Annotated in this window: 17 protein-coding genes, 1 tRNA gene and 1 pseudogene; 14 read left to right on the top strand and 5 right to left on the bottom strand. The window is 35.5% G+C overall.

Features of this window, described 5'->3' with window-relative positions; genetic code table 11:
* The first annotated feature begins 213 nt into the window (after positions 1 to 213).
* The 7 genes from topA to ACFINZ_RS04595 all read left to right on the top strand — a co-directional run bounded on the left by topA (position 214) and on the right by ACFINZ_RS04595 (position 8,852).
* Entirely contained in the window at positions 214 to 2,787 is a 2,574-nt protein-coding gene (topA, locus tag ACFINZ_RS04625; RefSeq protein WP_375701191.1) for a type I DNA topoisomerase, read from the top strand.
* Positions 2,788 to 2,790: 3 nt separating this feature from the next.
* Complete coding sequence (rnr, locus tag ACFINZ_RS04620; protein WP_375696379.1) at positions 2,791 to 5,067, top strand: ribonuclease R; 2,277 nt, start codon at positions 2,791 to 2,793, stop codon at positions 5,065 to 5,067.
* Between the two features lie 275 nt (positions 5,068 to 5,342).
* The gene (locus ACFINZ_RS04615; protein ID WP_375701190.1) at positions 5,343 to 6,515 is read left to right on the top strand and encodes an MFS transporter; all 1,173 of its coding nucleotides are present in this window, start codon (positions 5,343 to 5,345) and stop codon (positions 6,513 to 6,515) included.
* A gap of 102 nt (positions 6,516 to 6,617) precedes the next feature.
* On the top strand, positions 6,618 to 6,785 hold the full coding sequence (gene rpmG / locus ACFINZ_RS04610; RefSeq protein WP_004864083.1) for a 50S ribosomal protein L33: 168 nt from the start codon (positions 6,618 to 6,620) through the stop codon (positions 6,783 to 6,785).
* Positions 6,786 to 7,117: 332 nt separating this feature from the next.
* On the top strand, positions 7,118 to 7,681 hold the full coding sequence (locus ACFINZ_RS04605) for a thermonuclease family protein (protein WP_375634143.1): 564 nt from the start codon (positions 7,118 to 7,120) through the stop codon (positions 7,679 to 7,681).
* A gap of 28 nt (positions 7,682 to 7,709) precedes the next feature.
* Positions 7,710 to 8,339, top strand: a complete 630-nt coding sequence (locus ACFINZ_RS04600) for a uracil-DNA glycosylase family protein (protein WP_375701189.1) — start codon at positions 7,710 to 7,712, stop codon at positions 8,337 to 8,339.
* A 21-nt stretch (positions 8,340 to 8,360) separates the two neighbouring features.
* Positions 8,361 to 8,852 carry an Lrp/AsnC family transcriptional regulator gene (locus tag ACFINZ_RS04595; RefSeq protein ID WP_375608344.1) on the top strand — a complete coding sequence of 164 codons (492 nt, stop codon included), beginning with the start codon at positions 8,361 to 8,363 and terminating at the stop codon, positions 8,850 to 8,852.
* A gap of 48 nt (positions 8,853 to 8,900) precedes the next feature.
* Here ACFINZ_RS04595 and cobT read toward each other — a convergent pair whose 3' ends face one another.
* The 3 genes from cobT to glpD all read right to left on the bottom strand — a co-directional run bounded on the left by cobT (position 8,901) and on the right by glpD (position 13,487).
* The gene (gene cobT / locus ACFINZ_RS04590; RefSeq protein WP_375634147.1) at positions 8,901 to 9,887 is read right to left on the bottom strand and encodes a nicotinate-nucleotide--dimethylbenzimidazole phosphoribosyltransferase; all 987 of its coding nucleotides are present in this window, start codon (positions 9,885 to 9,887) and stop codon (positions 8,901 to 8,903) included.
* A gap of 391 nt (positions 9,888 to 10,278) precedes the next feature.
* Complete coding sequence (gene dusA, locus ACFINZ_RS04585; RefSeq protein ID WP_375634149.1) at positions 10,279 to 11,259, bottom strand: tRNA dihydrouridine(20/20a) synthase DusA; 981 nt, start codon at positions 11,257 to 11,259, stop codon at positions 10,279 to 10,281.
* 698 nt (positions 11,260 to 11,957) lie between these two features.
* Positions 11,958 to 13,487: a glycerol-3-phosphate dehydrogenase gene (gene glpD, locus ACFINZ_RS04580; RefSeq protein WP_375634151.1), complete on the bottom strand. Its 1,530-nt coding sequence runs from the start codon at positions 13,485 to 13,487 to the stop codon at positions 11,958 to 11,960.
* 345 nt (positions 13,488 to 13,832) lie between these two features.
* On the opposite strand from glpD, the gene ACFINZ_RS04575 reads away from it, so the two are divergent.
* The 4 genes from ACFINZ_RS04575 to ACFINZ_RS04560 all read left to right on the top strand — a co-directional run bounded on the left by ACFINZ_RS04575 (position 13,833) and on the right by ACFINZ_RS04560 (position 17,090).
* On the top strand, positions 13,833 to 14,705 hold the full coding sequence (locus tag ACFINZ_RS04575; protein ID WP_375634153.1) for a DsbA family protein: 873 nt from the start codon (positions 13,833 to 13,835) through the stop codon (positions 14,703 to 14,705).
* Between the two features lie 242 nt (positions 14,706 to 14,947).
* On the top strand, positions 14,948 to 15,445 hold the full coding sequence (gene accB, locus ACFINZ_RS04570; protein ID WP_375634155.1) for an acetyl-CoA carboxylase biotin carboxyl carrier protein: 498 nt from the start codon (positions 14,948 to 14,950) through the stop codon (positions 15,443 to 15,445).
* 14 nt (positions 15,446 to 15,459) lie between these two features.
* Positions 15,460 to 16,818 (top strand): acetyl-CoA carboxylase biotin carboxylase subunit, encoded by a 1,359-nt coding sequence (gene accC / locus ACFINZ_RS04565; protein ID WP_375606916.1) that lies wholly within the window; start codon positions 15,460 to 15,462, stop codon positions 16,816 to 16,818.
* 196 nt (positions 16,819 to 17,014) lie between these two features.
* A tRNA-Thr gene (locus ACFINZ_RS04560) sits at positions 17,015 to 17,090 on the top strand.
* Positions 17,091 to 17,190: 100 nt separating this feature from the next.
* Here ACFINZ_RS04560 and ACFINZ_RS04555 read toward each other — a convergent pair.
* A pseudogene (locus ACFINZ_RS04555) lies at positions 17,191 to 17,554 on the bottom strand (XRE family transcriptional regulator).
* Positions 17,514 to 18,113: a hypothetical protein gene (locus ACFINZ_RS04550; RefSeq protein ID WP_375634349.1), complete on the bottom strand. Its 600-nt coding sequence runs from the start codon at positions 18,111 to 18,113 to the stop codon at positions 17,514 to 17,516. Before ACFINZ_RS04550 ends, ACFINZ_RS04555 begins: the two are co-directional and overlap by 41 nt.
* Between ACFINZ_RS04550 and ACFINZ_RS04545 the strand changes: the two genes are divergently transcribed.
* From ACFINZ_RS04545 to ACFINZ_RS04535, 3 genes are read left to right on the top strand one after another with little or no spacing between them, the layout of a single operon-like run.
* A complete protein-coding gene (locus ACFINZ_RS04545) occupies positions 18,093 to 18,746 on the top strand; it encodes a hypothetical protein (RefSeq protein WP_375701188.1) in 654 nt (217 codons plus the stop codon). The genes ACFINZ_RS04550 and ACFINZ_RS04545 overlap by 21 nt on opposite strands.
* Positions 18,739 to 20,523, top strand: coding sequence for an MFS transporter (locus ACFINZ_RS04540; protein WP_375701187.1), 1,785 nt, complete (start codon positions 18,739 to 18,741; stop codon positions 20,521 to 20,523). The genes ACFINZ_RS04545 and ACFINZ_RS04540 overlap by 8 nt, the downstream gene beginning before the upstream one ends.
* Complete coding sequence (locus ACFINZ_RS04535) at positions 20,513 to 21,127, top strand: hypothetical protein (protein ID WP_375697055.1); 615 nt, start codon at positions 20,513 to 20,515, stop codon at positions 21,125 to 21,127. Before ACFINZ_RS04540 ends, ACFINZ_RS04535 begins: the two co-directional genes overlap by 11 nt.
* Positions 21,128 to 21,497 lie beyond the last annotated feature (370 nt).

Raw genomic sequence — 21,497 nt, 5'->3', positions numbered from 1 at the left:
TAGTATTTCGCCGTATGTTTTTGTAATAACAGTGGAAAATAAATCGTGTAATTCTATATAGGGTGTACTCTAATAATGACAATCATAAGTTGTACAATATTCATGTTTTTTATATGGCTAATATTTTTTTATGTGCTCTTAAGCAATTGGCATTAGCTATTCGCGTAAAAGGCGTTTATAAAAAAATTTTTATTTCAATATTTGGGTAAAATTATGAATATCGTTATCGTTGAATCTCCAGCAAAAGCAAAAACAATTAATAAATATCTTGGGTCTCAATACAAAGTTGTCGCATCATTTGGACATGTTCGTGATTTGCCTGCAAAAGATGGTTCTGTTTTACCGGATCAAGATTTTTCTATGAAATGGGATATAGATTCTGCTGCCGCTAAACGTTTAAATGAAATAGCAAAAGCCGTTAAAGAAGCTGATAGCCTTATATTAGCAACAGACCCTGATCGTGAAGGGGAAGCTATTTCATGGCATATTCTGGATGTTCTCCGTCAAAAAAAAGTTTTAAAAGATAAACCTATTAAAAGAGTTGTCTTCAATGCCATCACCAAAAAGTCTGTGCTTGATGCTATGAACAATCCACGTGATATTGATACATCACTTGTAGATGCTTATCTTGCACGTCGCGCTCTTGATTATCTCGTTGGTTTTACACTTTCACCTGTTTTATGGCGTAAACTCCCTGGTGCGCGTTCAGCAGGACGCGTTCAATCGGTTGCTTTGCGTATTATTTGTGATCGTGAATCAGAAATAGAACATTTTATCAAAGAAGATTATTGGTCCATTACAACACAGTTAAAAACCATCCGAAATGATAGTTTCCAAGCAAGATTGACAATGTTTAATCAAAGAAAAATAGGCAAGCTTGATATTCAATCTCAAGAACAAGCAGACCAAATTCGCTTTATGTTGGAGCAAGCCCAATACCATACACTCAGTGTTGAAGCAAAACCTACAAAGAGAAATCCTTTTCCTCCATTTACAACCTCCACACTACAACAAGCAGCTTCTTCAAAATTAGGATTTTCAGCTTCTCGCACTATGCAAATTGCCCAAAAACTTTATGAAGGCATTGAAATTAATGGTGAAACGGCAGGGCTTATTACTTATATGCGTACCGATGGTGTGCAGATAGCACCTGAGGCTATTGATTCAGCAAGAAAAGTTATTCATGAAACTTTCGGAAAAGACTATATTCCTGAAAAGCCACGTTTTTATTCAACAAAGGCAAAAAATGCACAGGAAGCACACGAAGCGATCCGTCCAACAGATTTTCAACGCAATCCTAGTCAAGTCCGTAATTTTCTCGATAGCGATCAAGCAAAGCTCTATGAGCTGATATGGAAGCGTGCTATTGCCAGCCAAATGCGCTCTGCTGAAATTGAACGTACAACTGTTGAAATTGAAGCACAGACAGGAGAAAACTGTGCAAATCTACGGGCAACAGGATCTGTTATTCGCTTTGATGGCTTTATTTCCGTCTACACGGATCAACGAGACGAAGAAAATAATGAAGAAAATGAAACAACACGTTTACCACAAATAAACACTGGTGAAGCACTTACAAAAGAAAAAGTTGAATCTGTACAACATACCACAGAGCCCCCTGCTCGTTATTCTGAAGCTTCATTAATTAAAAAGCTTGAGGAGTTAGGAATTGGTCGTCCTTCAACTTATGCATCCACATTGGCGACATTGTGTGACCGTGGATATATTGTCATTGATAAACGAAAGCTTATTCCCGATGCCAAGGGACGTATTGTTACAGCCTTTCTTGAAAGTTTTTTTAATCGCTATGTAGAATATGGTTTCACAGCAGATCTTGAAGAAAAGCTGGATCTTATCTCTGATGGCAAACTTTCTTGGAAAGACGTATTGCGAGATTTTTGGGATGGATTTAATGCATCTATTATCAATATCCAAGAACTCCGTATAACTAATGTTCTTGATGCTTTAAATGTAACATTAGCACCTCTCGCCTTTCCTGAACGCGAAGATGGAAGTGATGTACGTTCCTGTCCTCTTTGTAAAAATGGTCAATTATCATTAAAACTTGGGCGTTATGGTGCTTTTGTTGGCTGTTCCAATTATCCCGAATGTAAATACACACGCCAACTTGGTACAGATACTGGAGAAGAGAATGAAGCTGTACGCAATGATGAACCTGTTATACTTGGTATTGACCCTGAAACAGGAAAAGATATCTCTCTTCGCAAAGGCCGGTTTGGTCCCTATATTCAACTTGGTGAAAGCAAAGAAGTTAAGCGTGCAGGATTACCAAAAGAATGGCAGGCAGAAAATGTAACCCTTGATAAAGCCTTGGCTTTACTATCCCTTCCCCGTGAAATTGGCATTCATCCTGAAACTGGAAAAACAATCACGGCTACGATTGGACGATATGGTCCCTATCTTAGCCATAACGGAAAATCTGCGCGCCTTCTTCATGCAGATGAAGTTTTTGATATTGGTATCAATCGCGCTGTTACAGTATTGGCAGAACAACAAGAAAACAAAACCAGGCAAAGCAGAACAACACCTGAAGCATTGGCAACATTAGGAGAGCATCCTGAAGGAGGAACCATTACCGTACGCAACGGGCGTTATGGTCCTTATGTCAATTGGGGTAAAATTAATGCAACATTGCCAAAAGATAAAGATCCCATTAATGTAACACTTCCAGAGGCACTAGAACTTATATCGGCTAAAGCATCGAGTAAAAAAACAACTTCAAAAAGAGCTTCTTCTAAAACAAAAGCAAAAATAAAAGAGACATAAATTTTGGCTAAAGGTGAAAAAAACATAAAATATCTCTCTTCATTCAAGGGGAAAACTTTTCCCAATAAGGAAGCAATCCTTTCCTTTATAATTGAGAATCCTAACCACTCAAGTAAACGAGAAATCGCTAAAGCTTTTAACTTAAAAGGCGATTCTCGTATCTGGCTTAGAGATATGTTACGTGAGTTAAAGGATCAAAATCTCATATCTAAACACCACAAAAGAGCAATAAACAAAGGAAAATTACCCCCTGTTTCTTTAGTAAAAATTAGCGGACGTGATAAAGATGGAAGTTTTATTGCACAACCTCTTGAATGGGAAGATTCTCCAAAGCCCAATATTGAAATACACTCTTTTCATCACATAACAGGAAGTAATATTGGTGTTGGAGATCATATTCTTGTAAAAGTTTTTCGAAATAAAAATTCTGAAAGCTCAAGCCATCCTTATACGGGACGAATTATTCGTAAAATTGATGTATCTCCCAAAAGCGCATTTGCTATTGTACGAAAATTGGAAAATAATCAATGGCGCCTTGATCCTATAGACCGCAAAACCAATGAACTCATTGTTGAAATGTCTCCAGAAATGAAGATTCAAATTGGTGATCTCGTTGAAGTCGAAATAAAAAAAAATACTGGTTACGGATTAAAGAGCGCAAAAATAAAGAATGTTTTAGGGCACATTAAGAGTGAGAAAACACTCTCAATGATAGCGCTTCTTTCGAAAGGAATTCCTTATATTTTTCCTGAAAGTGTTCTTGAGCAAGCCAAACATATCAAAGCTGCCAATATGGATAATCGTGAAGATTGGCGACAATTACCCTTTATTACAATTGATCCACCAGATGCAAAAGACCATGATGATGCAGTTTATGCAACCAAGGATAAGGATCCAGCAAATAATGATGGTTGGATTATTATTGTAGCCATTGCAGATGTTTCTTATTATATCAAAACAGGAAGTGCTTTAGATAAAGAAGCATTGAAACGTGGAAATTCTGTTTATTTTCCCGATACCGTTGTGCCAATGTTACCTGAACGCCTTTCTCATGATTTATGTTCTCTGCGTGAAGGAAAAGAAAGACCAGCTTTAGCCGTTCGTATGATTTTTGATGCAAACGGTAATAAACGAAAACATAGTTTTCATCGTACTATGATTCGTGTAAGAGCCAAACTTTCTTATCAAGAAGTACAATTGGCAATTGAAGGTAATATAAATGAAAAAATAACCCCTCTTTTTGAGAGCATTTTGCACCCCTTATGGGAAGCCTATGCATGCCTTAAAGCTGCGCGAAATCGTCGCCAACCACTAGAATTAGAAATTGCAGAAAAAAAGATTATTCTTGATCAAAATGGATGCATAAAAGATGTTGTGAGTGAACCACAACTAGAAGCGCATCGTTTAATTGAAGAGTTTATGATACAAGCTAATATTGCAGCTTCTGAAACATTAAAACAACATCACCAGCCGCTCATTTATCGTATTCATGAAAAACCTTCTCTTGCTAAGCAAGAAATACTTCGGAGCTTTCTTCAAAGTTTGGGGATACCACTCTCCCGCGGAAGCGAACTTACCTCAGCGCGCCTTAATAGAATTTTAGAAAAGGTCGCTCATACTCAACAACAAGAACTAGTCAATCAAGTTATTTTGCGTTCACAATCACAAGCAGAGTACAACCCTAAAAATAGTGGCCATTTTGGTTTAAATTTGCAGAACTATACACATTTTACATCACCAATCCGTCGTTATGCTGATCTCATTATTCATCGAGCACTCATTAAAGCTCTCAAATTAGGAAATGATCAATTAACAGATACACAAGAACAAAATCTTGCAGAAATTGCTACGCAAGTTTCTTTATACGAACGCCGTGCAATGATGGCTGAAAGAGAAACGATTGATCGGCTTGTTGCTCACTATTTAACGAATAAAATCGGTCGTATTTTTACAGGCCGCATTTCCGGAGTTACAAAAGCAGGTCTTTTTATCTCACTTGATAAACTCAATACAGATGGTTTTATCCATATTTCTACACTTAAAAATGATTATTATCATTTTGATGAAGCACAACATGTTCTTGTAGGACAGCGTAGCCATAAAGGCTATCAGCTCAGTGATGTTGTAGAAGTAAAACTTATAACGGTACAACCTTTTGCTGGCGCTTTATGCTTTGAACTGTTAACAAAACCTCGTCCAATAAAATTTTCACCGACATCCTACCATAAAAACAAATTAAAAAAACAAAAGTATACTTTTTATGGGAAAAGAAAAAATTAATCTTCTTGCCCTCCATTGAATATATATGAATAATAAATTCAATTTAAGAAATGACTTATATTATATAATATTTATATTATTTTATATATACAATCTTATTTCTTTAGTATACAAGAGGATAAATTTTATTGTTAAGTCTATAATAACCATATAAAAATCTTGCAGTTTTTTATACTTAGAAAATGAGAGAAACTGCAAAGGATAGTTTTGGCTCCCTTTCATTTCAGCTCATCTTTTCATTGTTTAAATAAACAAGAGTACCTTAAGCCATTCTCATGAAAAAAAAACCTTTTGACTCTCAAAATAATTCTTTGCATGCAATTATTGCCGCTATTGCAACCATTGGCACTGTTGGAACAGCATTGGCAATGGGAACACAACTTGTCTCTCTTCTTATGGCAGAGAAAGGACTTTCCAACAGTACAATCGGCTATAGTGGAACAGTTGGTGGAATCGCCACAATTATTGCAGCTATTTTTACGTCTCGAATCGCCTTATACTTAGGAATCGCTCAAACAATATTGCTTATGATGGCGATAGGATCTTTAAGTTTTTTAGGATTCTATTTTTTTGATCCCATATGGGTTTGGTTTATTTTAAAGTTTATATTACATTTCAGCATGACAGTTATGTTTATCCTGTCAGAGTTTTGGATCAACAGTTATGCTCCCCTCAAAAAACGCGGTTTGATCCTTTCTATTTATGCTATTGTCTTAGGATTAGGGTTTATAATAGGTCTAACGCTGCTAGCAAAAGTGGGAACACAAGGATTTATTCCTTTTGCTGTTGGATATAGCCTTATTATGCTTGCTACTATACCAATTCTTACCGCTTGGAAATTAAGTCCAGAATTTCAAAAAAATCAATATATGCCATTTTTTCGTTATCTTTTTCACGTTCCAAGTGCAATGATGGCGGTCCTTGTTTACGGAGCCATTCAAATGGGCGTATTAACTCTTATAATACCCTTTAGTTTATCCATTGGTTATAATGAGAATGAAGCAGCACATTTTATGGCAACCCTTGCACTTGGGAATATTTTCCTCTTAATTCCTATCAGCATTATAAGCGACTACGCCAAAGATCGACGCTACCCGCTGATGAGTTGCGCTATTTTAGGTTTTATAGGAACTTTTATAGTACCATGGATTCTTCAATATCCATGGATTCTGATGCTTGATTTGTTTTTTCTGGGTGGTGTATCAGCGAGCCTTTATACAATTAGTCTTGCACATTTAGGAGCCCGTCTCAAGGGGCAAGAACTTGCTGCTGCTAATTCTGCTTTTATTTTTTGTTATGGAATTGGTATGCTCATCGGACCGACCTTTATCGGAAAATCCATGGATATCTTTAAACCCTTTGGTTTTTCAATAGCCATGGCTGTTTTTTTCGGTTTATATGTCATTTTGGTGTTTGTCCAACTTATGAGAAAATTAATCAGCTCTTGACTTTTTTGAGAACATCCGTAGTGTTGCCGGAAAATCTGATGATGTCGGAAATAAATTTTGACAGAAATAATATTTTTTCAGTATAAATAGGGTATTTACATTATGGCTAAAGCAGCAACCATTAAGATCAAGCTTTTATCAACTGCAGATACTGGTTTTTTCTATGTAACAAAGAAAAACAGCCGTACAATGACAGATAAAATGAGCAAGCGTAAATATGATCCAGTTGTAAAAAAGCACGTTGAATTTAAAGAAACAAAAATTAAATAAATAAAATTATTATTAAATTGATAGATTTTATACTCCAAAAGAAATGTGGGAGTATTGCTCTTCAAAGTTATTTTTTGAGGGGTGTTTTTTTTATTTCCTTAAGTTTAAAAAGTTTACTTTAAACTTTGTATGTTTTGTACGGATTTGGATAAGTTGATTTATTATTTAAGTTGCTTACATATATTTTGCATGAGTATTTGATTATTGTGATATCTAACGAAAATTTTGTCATTAAAACGAGACATTGTTTCGTCATATGAATAAAGCTTCTCGGATGAATTATAAACAATACTAAAATAGAGTTATAGTAATGTTAGCAGTTTCTTTATTTCATGAAAAAATCTTTTTCTCATTTTGATCTAAGAATCTTTAATCTAAAAGTTATCGGTTTCAGTATTTTTGTCGCTGCTAGCATTCTTATCATTATGTCAACTTATTTTAAGCAGACTCAACGGTTGCCTCAAAAAGAAAATTTTTCTTCTCAAAACTCTGTTAAAGGAAATGCTTTAATCATTGATGGCGATACCATTATGATTTCTTCAATTAAGATTCGACTAGCTGGAATTGATGCTCCTGAACTCCACCAATTTTGTGGAAAAAAGGAAGCACGCTACCCTTGTGGGCTTGAAGCAAAGAAATATTTAGAACTATTATTAAAAAATCAAATTGTTACATGTCACTGGCAAAAAACAGATAAATATCGCCGTATTCTTGCAACATGTAAAACAAAACAAGTTAGCAATATCAACGCAACACTTGTACATAATGGTTGGGCTGTAAATTATTATGAATACCCCAAAGAAGAGCAAGAAGCTAGGAAGAAAAAGAAAGGAATATGGGTATCAAGTTTTCAACGACCAAAAGAATGGCGCAAAGCAAATCCTCGCACAGAATAAGAAAAATATTTTTTAATTTTATTTACTAATGAAACAATGTAGCCAAATTATCAAACTTGAAAAAGAGATCTATTCCTGTCGTGTTTGCGTCCAACAACCCCATTATTTTCCTCCTCTTCCTCATGAACCAAACCCTGTCGTTTATTTATCCGATACTGCTTCGATTGCAATTGCAGGCCAAGCACCAGGGTTGCGTGTCCATGAAACTTCTATCCCTTTTAATGATCGCTCTGGTGAAAAATTGCGTAATTGGCTGGGTGTCACGAAAGAAGAATTTTATAATAAATCTCTTTTTGCTATTGTTCCTATGGGATTTTGTTTTCCAGGTTATGACAAAAATAAAGCTGATTTACCACCAAGACGGGAATGTCGAGAAATATGGCATGAAAAGATATTTCAGGCAATGCCTCAAATAAAGCTTGTTCTTGCTATTGGCAGTTATGCGCAAAAGTGGCACATTACAGAATTAAAACATAAAACCGTTTCTGCAACTGTTGGTGATTGGAGAAATATTCTTTCCATTCCTCAACCTCGAGGCTATAATGTTATGCCTTTGCCTCATCCGTCATGGCGAAATACTTCTTGGTTACAGAAAAAACCATGGTTTAACGATGAGCTTATTGTATATCTGCGTCGTTTAGTGCGTAAATTTTTATAAATTAAAATATTGAGAAAAAATATGGATCGTCTTGACCGAAAAATTTTACATCTTTTGCAAGAAAATGCGACACTTTCTGTTGCTGATATTGCTAAAAAAGTGGGGCTTTCTACCACTCCTTGCTGGCGTAGAATTCAAAAACTTGAAGAAGATGGCGTCATTCAACGTCGTGTTGCTGTTCTTTCTCCAGAAAAAGTAAACGCACACGTCACTGTTTTTGTGTCTATTCGCACAAATACACATAGTCATGAATGGTTTAAGCGTTTTTCAAAAATTGTGCAAGAATTCCGTGAAGTCATTGAATTTTATCGAATGAGTGGAGATATTGACTATTTATTGCGTGTTGTTGTGCCCAACATTGAAGCTTATGATCTTTTTTATAAAAAATTAATTTCTAAAATTGACATCCGTGATGTCTCTTCTTCTTTCGCAATGGAACAGATTAAATATACAACAGAACTTCCACTTAATTATATTAAATTACACGACAAGACGCATGAACAAAGCTCTTAAGATTTTTTATATCCGTCTTATGATCTTTTAGGCATTCAAACTTTCTTGTTAAAAAACCACCATTTGTGCATGTGTTAAAACAGCAGCTTTGACAATACCAGCTGCTATAGCTGCTCCTGTCCCTTCACCAAGACGCATCCCCAAATCTAGAAGTGGTTCTTTGCCAATTTTTTTTAAAAGTTTACGATGAGCTGTCTCAGAAGAAACATGTCCAACAAGGGTATGATCAAGAGCTTTTGGATGCATTTTATAAAGAACCGCTGCTGCTGCTGTTGCCACAAAACCATCTAAAATAACGGGTATTTTTTCTATTCTTGCTGCTAAAATAGCACCAACCATAGCAGCAATCTCACGTCCTCCTAAGCGACGCATTATCTCAAAAGGATCATTAAAATAATCCTTATGCAAAGAAATGGCTGTCTTAACCGCTGCAATTTTACGCTGATAAAAATCACCTTCTGATTCCATACCATTTCCTGTCCATTCTTCCACTTCCCCTCCAAACAATGCTAAGCATAAAGCTGAAGCTATTGTTGTGTTTCCAATTCCCATTTCTCCAATACATAAAAGATCTGTCCCACCCGCAATGGATTCCATTCCAAATGCCATTGTAGCAGCCGCACTCCGCTCATCCATTGCGGCATCCTTCGTAATATTCATTGTTGGATATTCCAATGCTAAATCAAAAATTTTTAATCCAAGATCATAAGCAATACAAATTTGATTGATAGCAGCTCCACCAGAGGCAAAATTTTCTACCATTTTTTGTGTCATAGATTGTGGAAATGGTGTAATATTCTCCTCTACAATACCATGGTTTCCAGAAAAAATAGCAACCAAAGGTCGCGTTACGATAGGTTTTTCTGTACCCCTCCACCCCGCATACCAAACAGCAATATCTCCTAGTTTTCCCAATGTTCCTTGCTCTTTTGTTAAGTTTTTTTGCCATTTTTTTGCCAAAATTATAGAAAACTCATCAGCAACAGGTAAATTTGTAAGCAAAGCACGAAAATCATCAAATGGACTAGCGATCATAAGGATACCTTTTAAAATCTACAATGTTTATGAAAATCACGTCATATATACAGGATATGAATAATTTATTGTTTTTTTAACAGTGCTTTAAAAATGTTAAATACTATGAAAGCAATAATTTCTACATTCTATTTTCTACCCCAATAACAAACGTGCAAGATTCAAAATGTTATTAATATCTTATGACTACTTTACAGTGATACCCTTAAGCTATTTTTTATTTAATAGGCATAATCAGCATGCCGTTTAATATATAAATTCTAACATTCTTATTCATAATAAAAGTTATAAACTTTCAAAAACTTATAAAATTGAAGGGATCAAAATTATCGCAAAGAAATCAAAACGCAAAGGATCTCAACTTTAATATATGTTAATTGTCTGACTGTTATTAAATGAGAGCATAAAAAGCTTCTTTTAAAGTACATATATCTGCGTTTGGTTTTGTCGCATCATTTGATAGTATTTGCCGCCATCGACGTGCACCACCCCGCCCATGAAATAAACCAATCATGTGACGCGTCACATGAGAAAGCCGTCCCCCCGATGCAATATGTCGAGCCGCATAATCACACATAACCTCAATAAGATCACTCTCACTTAGACTATTCTGCGACTCACCATAGAGTTCAAAATCAATATGTTTTAACAAAGTTGGATCATGATAAACTTGGCGACCAACCATGACAGCATCACAGAAAGTTAAGTGTTCTTTGATCTCATCAATCGATTTAATTCCACCATTTATCCCAATGAATTTATGAGGATATTGACCTTTTAATTTGTAAACCCTTTCATAATTAAGGGGCGGAATATTGCGATTTTCTTTCGGACTCAATCCTTGTAGCCATGCCTTGCGTGCATGTATCCAGAGCGCATCACATCCAGCATTCCAAACCTGATTAGCCAAAAGATCTAACGCTAACTCTTCATCTTGTTCGTCCACTCCAATCCGACATTTGACAGTTACAGGTATAGTAACCTCTCGTTTCATTGCTTCTACTGCATTTGCCACAATGTCTGGATGTAGCATCAAACAAGCTCCAAAGACCCCTGCTTGAACACGATTTGATGGGCAACCAACATTGAGATTTATTTCGTTGTAGCCAAAATCCTCAGCAATTCGTGCAGCTTCTGCTAACTTTTTCGGATCTGCCCCCCCTAATTGTAATGCAACTGGACGTTCTTTGTCGCTAAAAGCCAACAATTGTTCACGAACACCATGAATGACAGCATCTGCTACCATCATTTCCGTATAAAGGAGAGCTTTTTTCGTTAAAAGACGATAAAAAAACCTGCAATGTCGGTCTGTCCAGTCCAACATTGGTGCTACTGCAAATTTTATAGGCGATGGAAGGTTGTAAAATATCATGAGGGTATTACTCTCATGTCCCTATAGCTCTCTCTTTATACATAAAAAAATACTTACTTTTAGTTTACGGAAAATTTTATTCTCTTATACTATCATGAGTATAATAACAGCTCATTATTTCCAATTGATATCAAGGTTTACTACAATCAATCATGCCAAAACACAATATCGCATTTCTCATAGATTAGTGTTCAGGTATATAAACATGAAAAAAGAAGATTTTTACTATAATATAAAAATCTCATTTATAAGTTCTTCTTACGCTCTTCAAGCCTCTCCCCTTACATGATTTAGTACAGCGTTTAAGATAATAAATGCTAAACTAACACATTATACAATTTTTCATGATCGATTTAATTTTCTTTAGATTTTTTTAACTCATTGTGCAAATAAACGATACAGAAAGTAGCTTTATCTTCTCCTAAAGAAGAAAAAAACCTTATTTCACACGAATCTAATTATAAATTATTTTTTATCAATGAGTTCTTTTTGGTGATATTCTTAGATTTCACTTTATAAGATAGACAAATTTCATCTTAAATATTCTATCTAATTTTGCCATTTTGTGATTCTTTCAAAAAAAAACTAAAATCAGGGTATAGACAACCATTGCCTTTTTAATATCTATAACTAATATCAGTATCTCTCGAAGGAAAATATTTTACAATATTGCAGATACAATTTGTAAAATGAAATGATCATAAACGTTGTTCAATCTCTTGTTGGCTTTGCATATAGGAAGAAAGAGTATCAACCTCTTGTTCATTAAATAGGAGCCCCAGTTTTGAACGACGCCATAACACATCTTCACATACTTTAGCCCATTCTTTTTCCATCAACCATTTTACTTCTACTTCATAAAGCCCATGTCCAAAATTTTTTCCTTTATTTGCCTTACCATGTGCAAAGATCACCAATGCTTCCGTACCGTAGGAGCGTGCAAGCCTGCGATGTGTAAAAGCATCTAAATCTGGCATTAAAAGAGCAATCCTATTTTCGATTGTATCTAATTTGTTATAGGGAAAATCACCCCCTGGAAGTACTGCCTTAGCCGTCCATGATGCTCCCTTTTTACCAAGCTCTTTTTCAACAAATTTCATCGCATCTTCAGCCAACTTACGATAAGTTGTAATCTTTCCACCATAAAGATTAAGTATCTTTGGTGTCGTTCCTGTTCCCATTTCTTTTAAAACATAATCGCGCGTAATTTTTTGTGCTTTTGAAGCTCCATCATCATAGAGTGGACGAACTCCAGAGTAAGACCAGACAATCGTTTCAGGCAACACTGGTTGTATGAAATATTCACTGGCTGCTGCACAAATATAATCAATTTCTGTATCAGTAATATGAACGTCAGCCGGATCTCCTTGATAATTACAATCTGTTGTTCCAAGTAAGGTAAACTCTTCTTGATACGGAATAGCAAATATAATACGCCCATCACCATTTTGAAAAATATAAGCACGATCATGAGTATAAAGCTTGGGAACCAAAATATGAGAACCTCTAACAAGCCGTACTGGTGGATGTTCTTTACAATCTAATATGCTTGCCAAAACATGATCAATCCAAGGTCCTGTCATATTCGCGATATAAGAAGCTGTGACACTATATTCTTTGCTACTTAACTTGTCTTGAAGAAATATATGCCATTTATTGTCTTCTTTTTTTAAAGAGAGAACTTCTGTTCGTACTTTTATATCAGCTCCCCACTTTTCTGCATCACGAGCATTGCCAATAACTAAACGCGCATCATCTACTCTTGCATCAGAATATTCAAAACCTCTCTGATATTCTTTCTTCAGTGTAGAGCAAAATTTTTGTGAAAAATTAATCGTTTTACTGCGCCACAATTTCTGATTCCAATTCCCTAAATAATCATAAATAAAAAGTCCAAAACGCAACATCCAAGCAGGGCGCAATTCTTTATGATAAGGAAGGAGAAAACGCAAAGGACGCACAATATGTGGAGCCATACGTAAAATGATCTCGCGTTCTTTCAATGCTTCACGAACAAGTTTGAACTCATAGTGTTCAAGATAACGAAGCCCACCATGAATAAGCTTTGTTGACGCACTTGAGGTCCCAGATGCAAGATCGTTCATTTCAGCCAATCCCACTTTAAATCCGCGTCCTGCTGCATCTCTTGCCAATCCACAGCCGTTTATCCCTCCTCCAATGATAAACAGCTCATAATGTGTTGTAGTTTTCATAATTTCACTTTTCATTATTTAATTTTGTTTCTCAGTATTCAATAAAGCAACAGGAAAAAATAATACAAGTGTTCTTCATTGTATTATCAACGTACTTTTTCTTAAAATAAACACGCACAAAAAGCTTTTGATATCCTTATACATCAAAACAACATTTGACAAATTAAAGAGAATTTTTTTATCTTTTACAAAACATAATCCTTGCCAAGCCAAGGTTCATCATATGAAATCTTTTTAGAGAAAAATTGATGTTTTTTCTCATTCTTAAAGATACACTATAACTAAATGCTTCATTGCACATAGATAGCACTTTTCATATAGTTCACTCAATGACACCCTAGAAAATGTGAAGGTATCCAAATGAATTATCACTCTCAAAACTCGAAAATAACACTTCTTTCAAAAATTTTAGTCATAGTTATGTCGAGTATTTTAATCTTTTTACCTTCTTTATCAAACGCAACGTCACGCTCAAAAACAGCAAATGATTTAAGCTTAGAAAAGCTTAAATCACAACTTTTAGAAGATTCTAGCTTTTTATCTAAGCTTAAAGAAAAAATGATACCACATACTGATTCTCATCATATTCAACAAATCGTCAGAGAGTATCTTCTTACTCATCCAGAAATTATGATTGAAATGCAGCTTATTCTTCAAGATAAGCTGGAAAAACAGAATGAATACGAAAACCAAAAACAAACTTCAGTCATTCATTCATTAGAAAAAGAGATTTTTCATTCTCCTCATGACGCTGTTTTGGGAAACCCAAATGGTAAAAGAGTGCTTGTCAATTTTTTTGATTACAACTGTGGATATTGTAAAATTTCCTATTCAAATATAGAAGACTTGATAAAAGAATATCCAGATTTAAAGGTTATTATCAAGGACTTACCAATTTTAAGCTCTGATTCTATGGCAGCCCATACTGTTGCCTACGCATTTCGAAAACAATTTCCAGAGAAATATCCTCAGTTTCACAAAACGCTTTTAATGTATCAGGGTCGTGCAAATGAAGCTAAAGCTATTAAAGTAGCTGTTTCATTAGGAGCAGATGAAAAAAAACTACATAATGCAATACAAGATCCCACTCTGCAAAACGCTTTTAAAGAAAACATTCAAATTGCCTCTGCACTTCATATTACGGGAACACCTTCTTACATCATTGGTGATAAAATATTCATCGGCGCTGCCAAACAGGATATTCTAAAACAAGCGATAGATAATACACAGTGAATACCTGATCCGTTTTAGGAAGAATACTGTAAATGAGGTAATTTTATGCTTTCTCTTTTTTGATAACAGGCTTATAAGTGCAATTTTGCGTAAAGCAGATACAAGTTTTAAATTGCAAAGTATAATGATTTAAAGGAAATAAAAATCTTTAAAGCCTCAAAAGATGTCATCCCTAATCTAGAGATATTCGGTCATAAAATGAGATAATGACGATCTTCATTGATCAAGGAGTTAGAAATAAAATGGCAACAAAAAAAATGGATTCGGCAAAAAACGCAATTGATACGAAAATTATTCGTGATCTTGCTGAAATTTTGAATGATACAAATTTAACGAACATTGAAGTTGAACAAGGGGAGCTTCGTATTTGTGTCTCACGCCAAAATACCTTAACTTCTTCTGAGCAAGCAATCTATGCTCCTGTTTCTACTCCTACTTTTTCTGTAACATCTTCTCCAGTTCCAACAGCTGAATCTCCTATACAATCTATCCAAGAAGATAGATCAAAAAACACAATAACCTCTCCAATGGTTGGAACAGCTTATCTTGCACCTTCACCAGGCGCGCAACCTTTTGTAGAAGTAGGGCAAAATGTTTCTGAAGGGGAGACATTACTTATTATTGAAGCCATGAAAACAATGAATCAAATTTCATCACCGCGCTCAGGTACGGTAACCACTGTTCTTGTCAAAGATGGTCAACCTGTTGAATTTGGTGAACCACTTATTATTGTTGAATAAAGCGAGGGGCAACCATGATTCGAAAAATCCTCATTGCTAATCGAGGAGAAATTGCTCTTCGCGTTTTACGTGCATGTAAAGAACTTGGCATAAAAACCGTGGCTGTTCACTCTACCGCTGATGCAGATGCAATGCATGTTCGTCTTGCTGACGAAAGTGTTTGTATTGGCCCTCCTCCCGCTCGTGATTCTTATTTGAGTATTCAGCAAATTATTGCTGCTTGTGAAATTACAGGAGCGGATGCTGTTCATCCAGGTTATGGCTTTCTTTCTGAAAATGCAAAATTTGCAGATGTTCTAGAAGCCCATGATATTACATTCATCGGTCCAACAGCTACTCACATCCGAATCATGGGCGATAAAATCGAAGCAAAGAAAACCGCCAAAAAACTTGGTATTCCTGTAGTTCCCGGTTCAGATGGAGCAGTCACTGAAGAATCAGATGCTTTACGCACTGCTCGTGAAATTGGTTATCCCGTTATTATAAAAGCTTCTGCAGGTGGTGGTGGACGTGGTATGAAAGTCGTTCATTCTGAACAAGAATTTTCTATAGCTCTCAAAACAACGCGTTCAGAAGCGAAAGCTGCTTTTGGTGATGACGCTGTTTACATAGAAAAATATTTAGAAAAACCCCGTCATATTGAAATTCAAGTCATAGGTGATGGTGCGGGAAATGCTATTCATTTAGGAGAACGCGATTGTTCACTTCAACGACGGCATCAAAAAGTATGGGAAGAAGCTACATCACCTGCACTTAATGAAACTGAACGGAAAAAAATTGGAAGTATTGTTGCAAATGCCTGTGCCCAACTTGGATATCGTGGAGCTGGTACTATTGAATTTCTTTATGAAAATGGCGAATTTTATTTTATTGAAATGAATACACGTTTACAAGTCGAGCATCCTGTAACTGAAGCAATTACAGGTATAGATTTAGTCCACGAACAAATCCATATTGCATCAGGCTGTAAGCTTTCAGTAACACAAGATGAAGTCTGTTTTTCTGGTCATGCCATTGAATGCCGTATTAATGCAGAAGATCCTATTAACTTTACGCCATCACCTGGAACCATTACACATTTTCATACACCTGGAGGTTTAGGGATTCGTGTTGATTCAGGCGCTTATTCAGGTTACCGTATTCCTCCTTACTATGATAGCATGATTGGAAAGCTGATTGTTCATGGACGTACCCGTTTAGAATGTATGATGCGTTTACGGCGTGCTTTAGATGAATTTGTCGTCGATGGGATAAAAACTACACTGCCTCTTTTTCGCGATCTTATTAATAATCAAGATGTTGCTGATGGTAATTATAATATTCACTGGCTAGAAAATTACCTTGCTCATCAATCAAAGTCTTCAGATTCGTAATTCGATAGCAAAACGGTGCATTCTTATAAAAGATTCTATAAGATATCAATATAAGGATAGTTCCAACCTTGCTGTAAAAAGTGGAAAAAAGGAAATAAATTGGTTATTTTTTATATAGTTTTCTTTTAATATGCATAAAATTTAATAATTTTCTGTTTTCCTTTTTGTTAGTTTGTGCTAACTCCTACATGGTTATGCCCTTATAGCTCAGTTGGTAGAGCACCTGATTTGTAATCAGGGGGTCGGGAGTTCGAGTCTCTCTGGGGGCACCATGCTCTTTTTTATCCAAAATAATTTATTGATTTTCCATATATTTTGTACAGTGAGGGACGCGTAAATAAAAGTGAGGGAATAGGATTTTTCAACCTATCTCTATAGGACGCCTCTTTTTTTGCAAACTTTCTCAAGAAGGTCTTTTAATTCTGCTAAGTTTTGTTGTGAAAAATTCTCTAAATTTCTAACAAACTCACCAACAGCTTCACGCCTCAACGGATCAGAAGTCTTGATTGTAAAAGTTTTGCGACAAGCATAGGCTGCTTTTCTTAAGAGTAAAGCCTTCTCTTGATAAACCATAAAGCTCTATGATCTTTTCCTCCAGTCCTACAGGAACAGATTTTTTGCCAATCTCGACAGAAGATAAAAATCCTACAGATATGTCTAATTTCTTAGCCATATCTAAGAGGCGTTCGGAGTGATCAATGCGCAAAATTCCGCGCAAATTCACCATTACTAGCATCACCGGACCAATCGCCTCCTCCCAACATAACATTTACGTCTACACGTAAACTGCTTCCTTGTTCCCCTGTATGCCATTTCGTCACGGGATAACAACCAGACAAAAATTGCCACACATAACCGCAACCATCCTCACAACCGATATACGAAATCATACGACGATTTTCTGTATCAACGTGTCCTCCAGACGTTTTGGGAGAAGGCGCTTTATTGCCTATAATACTGGTTCCCGAATTGATTCCATACATGCAAGACGCGAACTCATCACTCGTCAAAAATCTCTTATTAACAGACGAAAAATCCACGTGATGGTCAGAATAGCTACGATTGGTTGTAATCGGAACACCATAGGCAGACTTCGTATTTTCATCTGTCCCTGATTGAAGATAAATATCAACCCAAATATTCTTCCACGGATCGTAAACCATTCCCTCTGGATCACTCCTCGGATAGTGATTTAAACACCAAACAGAATCAGGGAGAATATCCCCCGCTTGATAACCCGATAACGGATGATCTTCAAAGAAATTGTTATTTCTATGGATTCGACTAGTGTCCAAGGATATTATGATATACGGGGGGCGAATAAATTTGATCGCGTGTGGAAAAACATTGAAACAGTTAAGAATCTTCAACCTCTGCAAAGTATAGGAATAAGAGCGACAGTTACCAAAGAGATTCTAGAAAATATTATTAATTTTATCGATTTTTGTATAAGCAAAGATGTCGATTATATCGGATTCAGCCCGCTCGATACGTCGTCATTTAGTTTTTCTAGAAAAAATAATACAAAGGATCGATCTAAGGCTTTAAGAAACAAAACTCTTCCGCCAAACGCTTCACTTTTTCATTTGAGAGATGAATTATCAAGGAAAGAATTCCCCCTCCAGATTTATATAGATAAAAAGTTCCAAGAAAGGAAAATCTCATGGACGTCACAAAATTTTGTAAATTGTATTAATTATTACTTAGGCGAGAATTCTACGTACGTTTCGTCGCCGTTAATGTGTTTATTTCCATTTTCATCCTTGGTATTGGACTATAATGGAGATTTAAAAAATTGCTTTTATTCAGAAGCTTTTGGGAATCTACAAAATTATGGGGCAATAGATTGGTCTGCTCAAAGCGTTTTAAAATCTTTGAAAGAATCTGGCGCATGTAGTGGATGTCATGGGAAGGTGTTTTGTGGATAAGGTTAAGCAATTTAAGATTTATAGTGTTAGCAAGTCTACTGCTCTAGTGGTTGCTGTTTTACCACTTTTTTTGTCGGAAAAATTGCATTTGTCGCAAGCGGATATTGTTTTAATCGGTAGTTATTTTTTATTGCTTCCTTTGATCTTAGAAGTCCCCTTGGGTTTATTATCAGATGTTTATGGAAGTAAGCGCGTTATTTATACTGGGCTGTTTTTCTTTCTTTGCGGTTTTTTAGCTCTTTTTATGAATTATGCATATTTTGCTTACGCCACTTATTTGTTGTGTATTACATTAGCAGCCGCTTGTTTCTCAGGTGCGGAAGATAGTTTACTCTTTTCTGTAGTACCAAAGCATCGCACACTGTTTTCCGTTAAGTCCGAAGTGGCTGCTGTTACCTATAGTGTGACAACGGTACTTATTTTTTTAGGAGGAATACTTTATTATGTGCATCCTGCATTGCCTGTGATTTTTCAAGTCCTTTCATTAATTTTTGCTATTTTTATCTTTTCAAAACTGACGAAGGGATTAGATAGTTTTCATATCAACGCTCATCCGAGTATTTTCACAGTTATGTGCGCCAGCCGTAAAGAAGTCAAAAATCCTTATCGCTTCACTCTTATTTTTTTAAGTGCAGTTTCAGCTTTTGCTATTTTGGTTAATAATCGAACTGTTTCTATCGCATTTTCTGATTTTTTGCCATTTCAACCTGCTATTTTGGTTTCGATTATTTTTATCATTGGGAATTTTTTTTCAGCAAGTTCCAATATATTGTTTCAGAAGTATTTTTCAAAGTTTCAAAATCCTATTTTTCCCGTCTTAATGATTGGTTGTATGGTAACCATTGCTTTTTTTCTCATGTCATTTCAAATCATTGCGGCTCTTATATTAGGATTTTTACTGCTATGTGTTTTTAAATCTGCTTATCGATCTTATCTGTCGTCTCTTCTTATAAATTCACTGCTTGATCCCAAAGCTATCGCGACTGTTTTATCATTTACAGCCATTATTACAGCTGTTGTATCCTTTGCATTCAGTTTTTTATACGGTCATATTTTTTCAACATTCTGGCAAGCTAATTTGTGGTTGGCAGTGGTTATGGCTGTGATTTTTGGGGTGTCTGCTTTAATTATTTTTGTCAGAAAACAAGAAATCATTTGGTTACAGCCTGAAAATGCACAATCGTCAAAACAACATTTCTTGAAACGCAAGCATCAAGAATTTTGCTATGGGCAAATTTATCCGGAAGCATCGTGCATTAATGAAAACATCAAGGATGGCTCTTTTCGACAAAGTCTCTATCCTGCACCAAATTTGATAACACTTTGCGATGAAGTAGTCGAATGGGAGTTTATCCGGGGTACTGTATTGAGTCAAATGGATTTGCTACATCAAAAGGCGATTATTGATCAAATCAATAAGATCTTTCAAGATCGATTAAGCAAAAATATAATCTTATCACATGGAGATTTACATCCTGATAATATCATTGTTACTCCTGATAGTTCTTTTATGGTAGTGGATTGGGATTTATGTCAAGAAGCCAGTCCGGAATTGGATATCTTAACATTTTTCACCAGTCCAAGATTATCTCTCAATTTAGAAGAACGGATAGACTATATTTCTCATTTGCTGTCTATATCAAAGGATGAAGCTTTACCAATGATAAAAGCGTTTGTGGCTAAAAAAATTTCTGATCTTTGTCTATACCAAAATATTTTCATGAAACAATTAGTATTGGATTATATGAACTTGAATAAGGAATTTCATGGGCGATAATATTGTAATTTGTAATGAAAATTGCAGTGCGAGCTGCAATCATTGTCCGTATTCGATGGAATGTATGGTGAGAGATGACGCGTTGCCTGAATTTTTATATACAATAAATGACATAAAATCTGATTTTATTATTCTTTCTGGTGGAGAGCCTTTTGAGCTCGATTATGATTTACTTCATAAATATACTTGTATGTGTCTCATTTGTAAAAAATATTTTCGGATTGCAACAGGGGGGCACATCTATATTCAACCATATTTGAAGCTATTAAAGAGTAATCCGTTCTTTTTAGGGATACAAATAGGCACAGATGTTATTTCAGAGATAAGAAATCTAGACAGTAAAAAATATAAACAAACGTGGGTGCGTAACATAGAATGTATGAAAAAAGATAGCGTACCATATAGTGTGACGATTACTTTATCGGAGAGATTCGATTTGGCAGAAGTGTTAGCTCTAATACGTATCGCTACTCCCGAGTTCATTTTATTTAATTTTGAAAATAGAAAAAAGTATGAGAATACATTTCAGTTAAATATGATACGGGATTTTTTTTCTGGCTGTGAGATAAAATATGGATATACGCATCAGAGTTTACACCAATAAATATAAACTATCGGATTCTTTTCACAGTTCTTCTGGTGTATTAGTTGAAAAAACAGAACTGATAATTTTATTTACTACTCAGGATAAAGTTATTTCGCCCTTTGCTATGGAGTTGCCATTGTCACCTAGTCACGGAGAAATGCCGGACGATTTTATAAAATCTATAAATGACCGATACAAGATATTGATTTATAATGATAATCTAGCTCTGTTCATATTGAATTAGACGCCCGAATAACGTAGGATTCTCTCATTTCAAATCTGTTTATCTTGAATCAATCAAAACCACTTGCTTGCACGTCACAAGCGGGGTTGATGTGTGGGTAAAAATTGTACAAGAAAGGAGTAAAAATGGTTCTTATGAATCGTC

Source organism: Bartonella sp. AA81SXKL (assembly GCF_042196945.1).
Lineage (GTDB): Bacteria > Pseudomonadota > Alphaproteobacteria > Rhizobiales > Rhizobiaceae > Bartonella.
The sequence above is the reverse complement of the archived record's forward strand: the minus strand, read 5'-3'. Positions and strand labels throughout refer to the sequence as shown.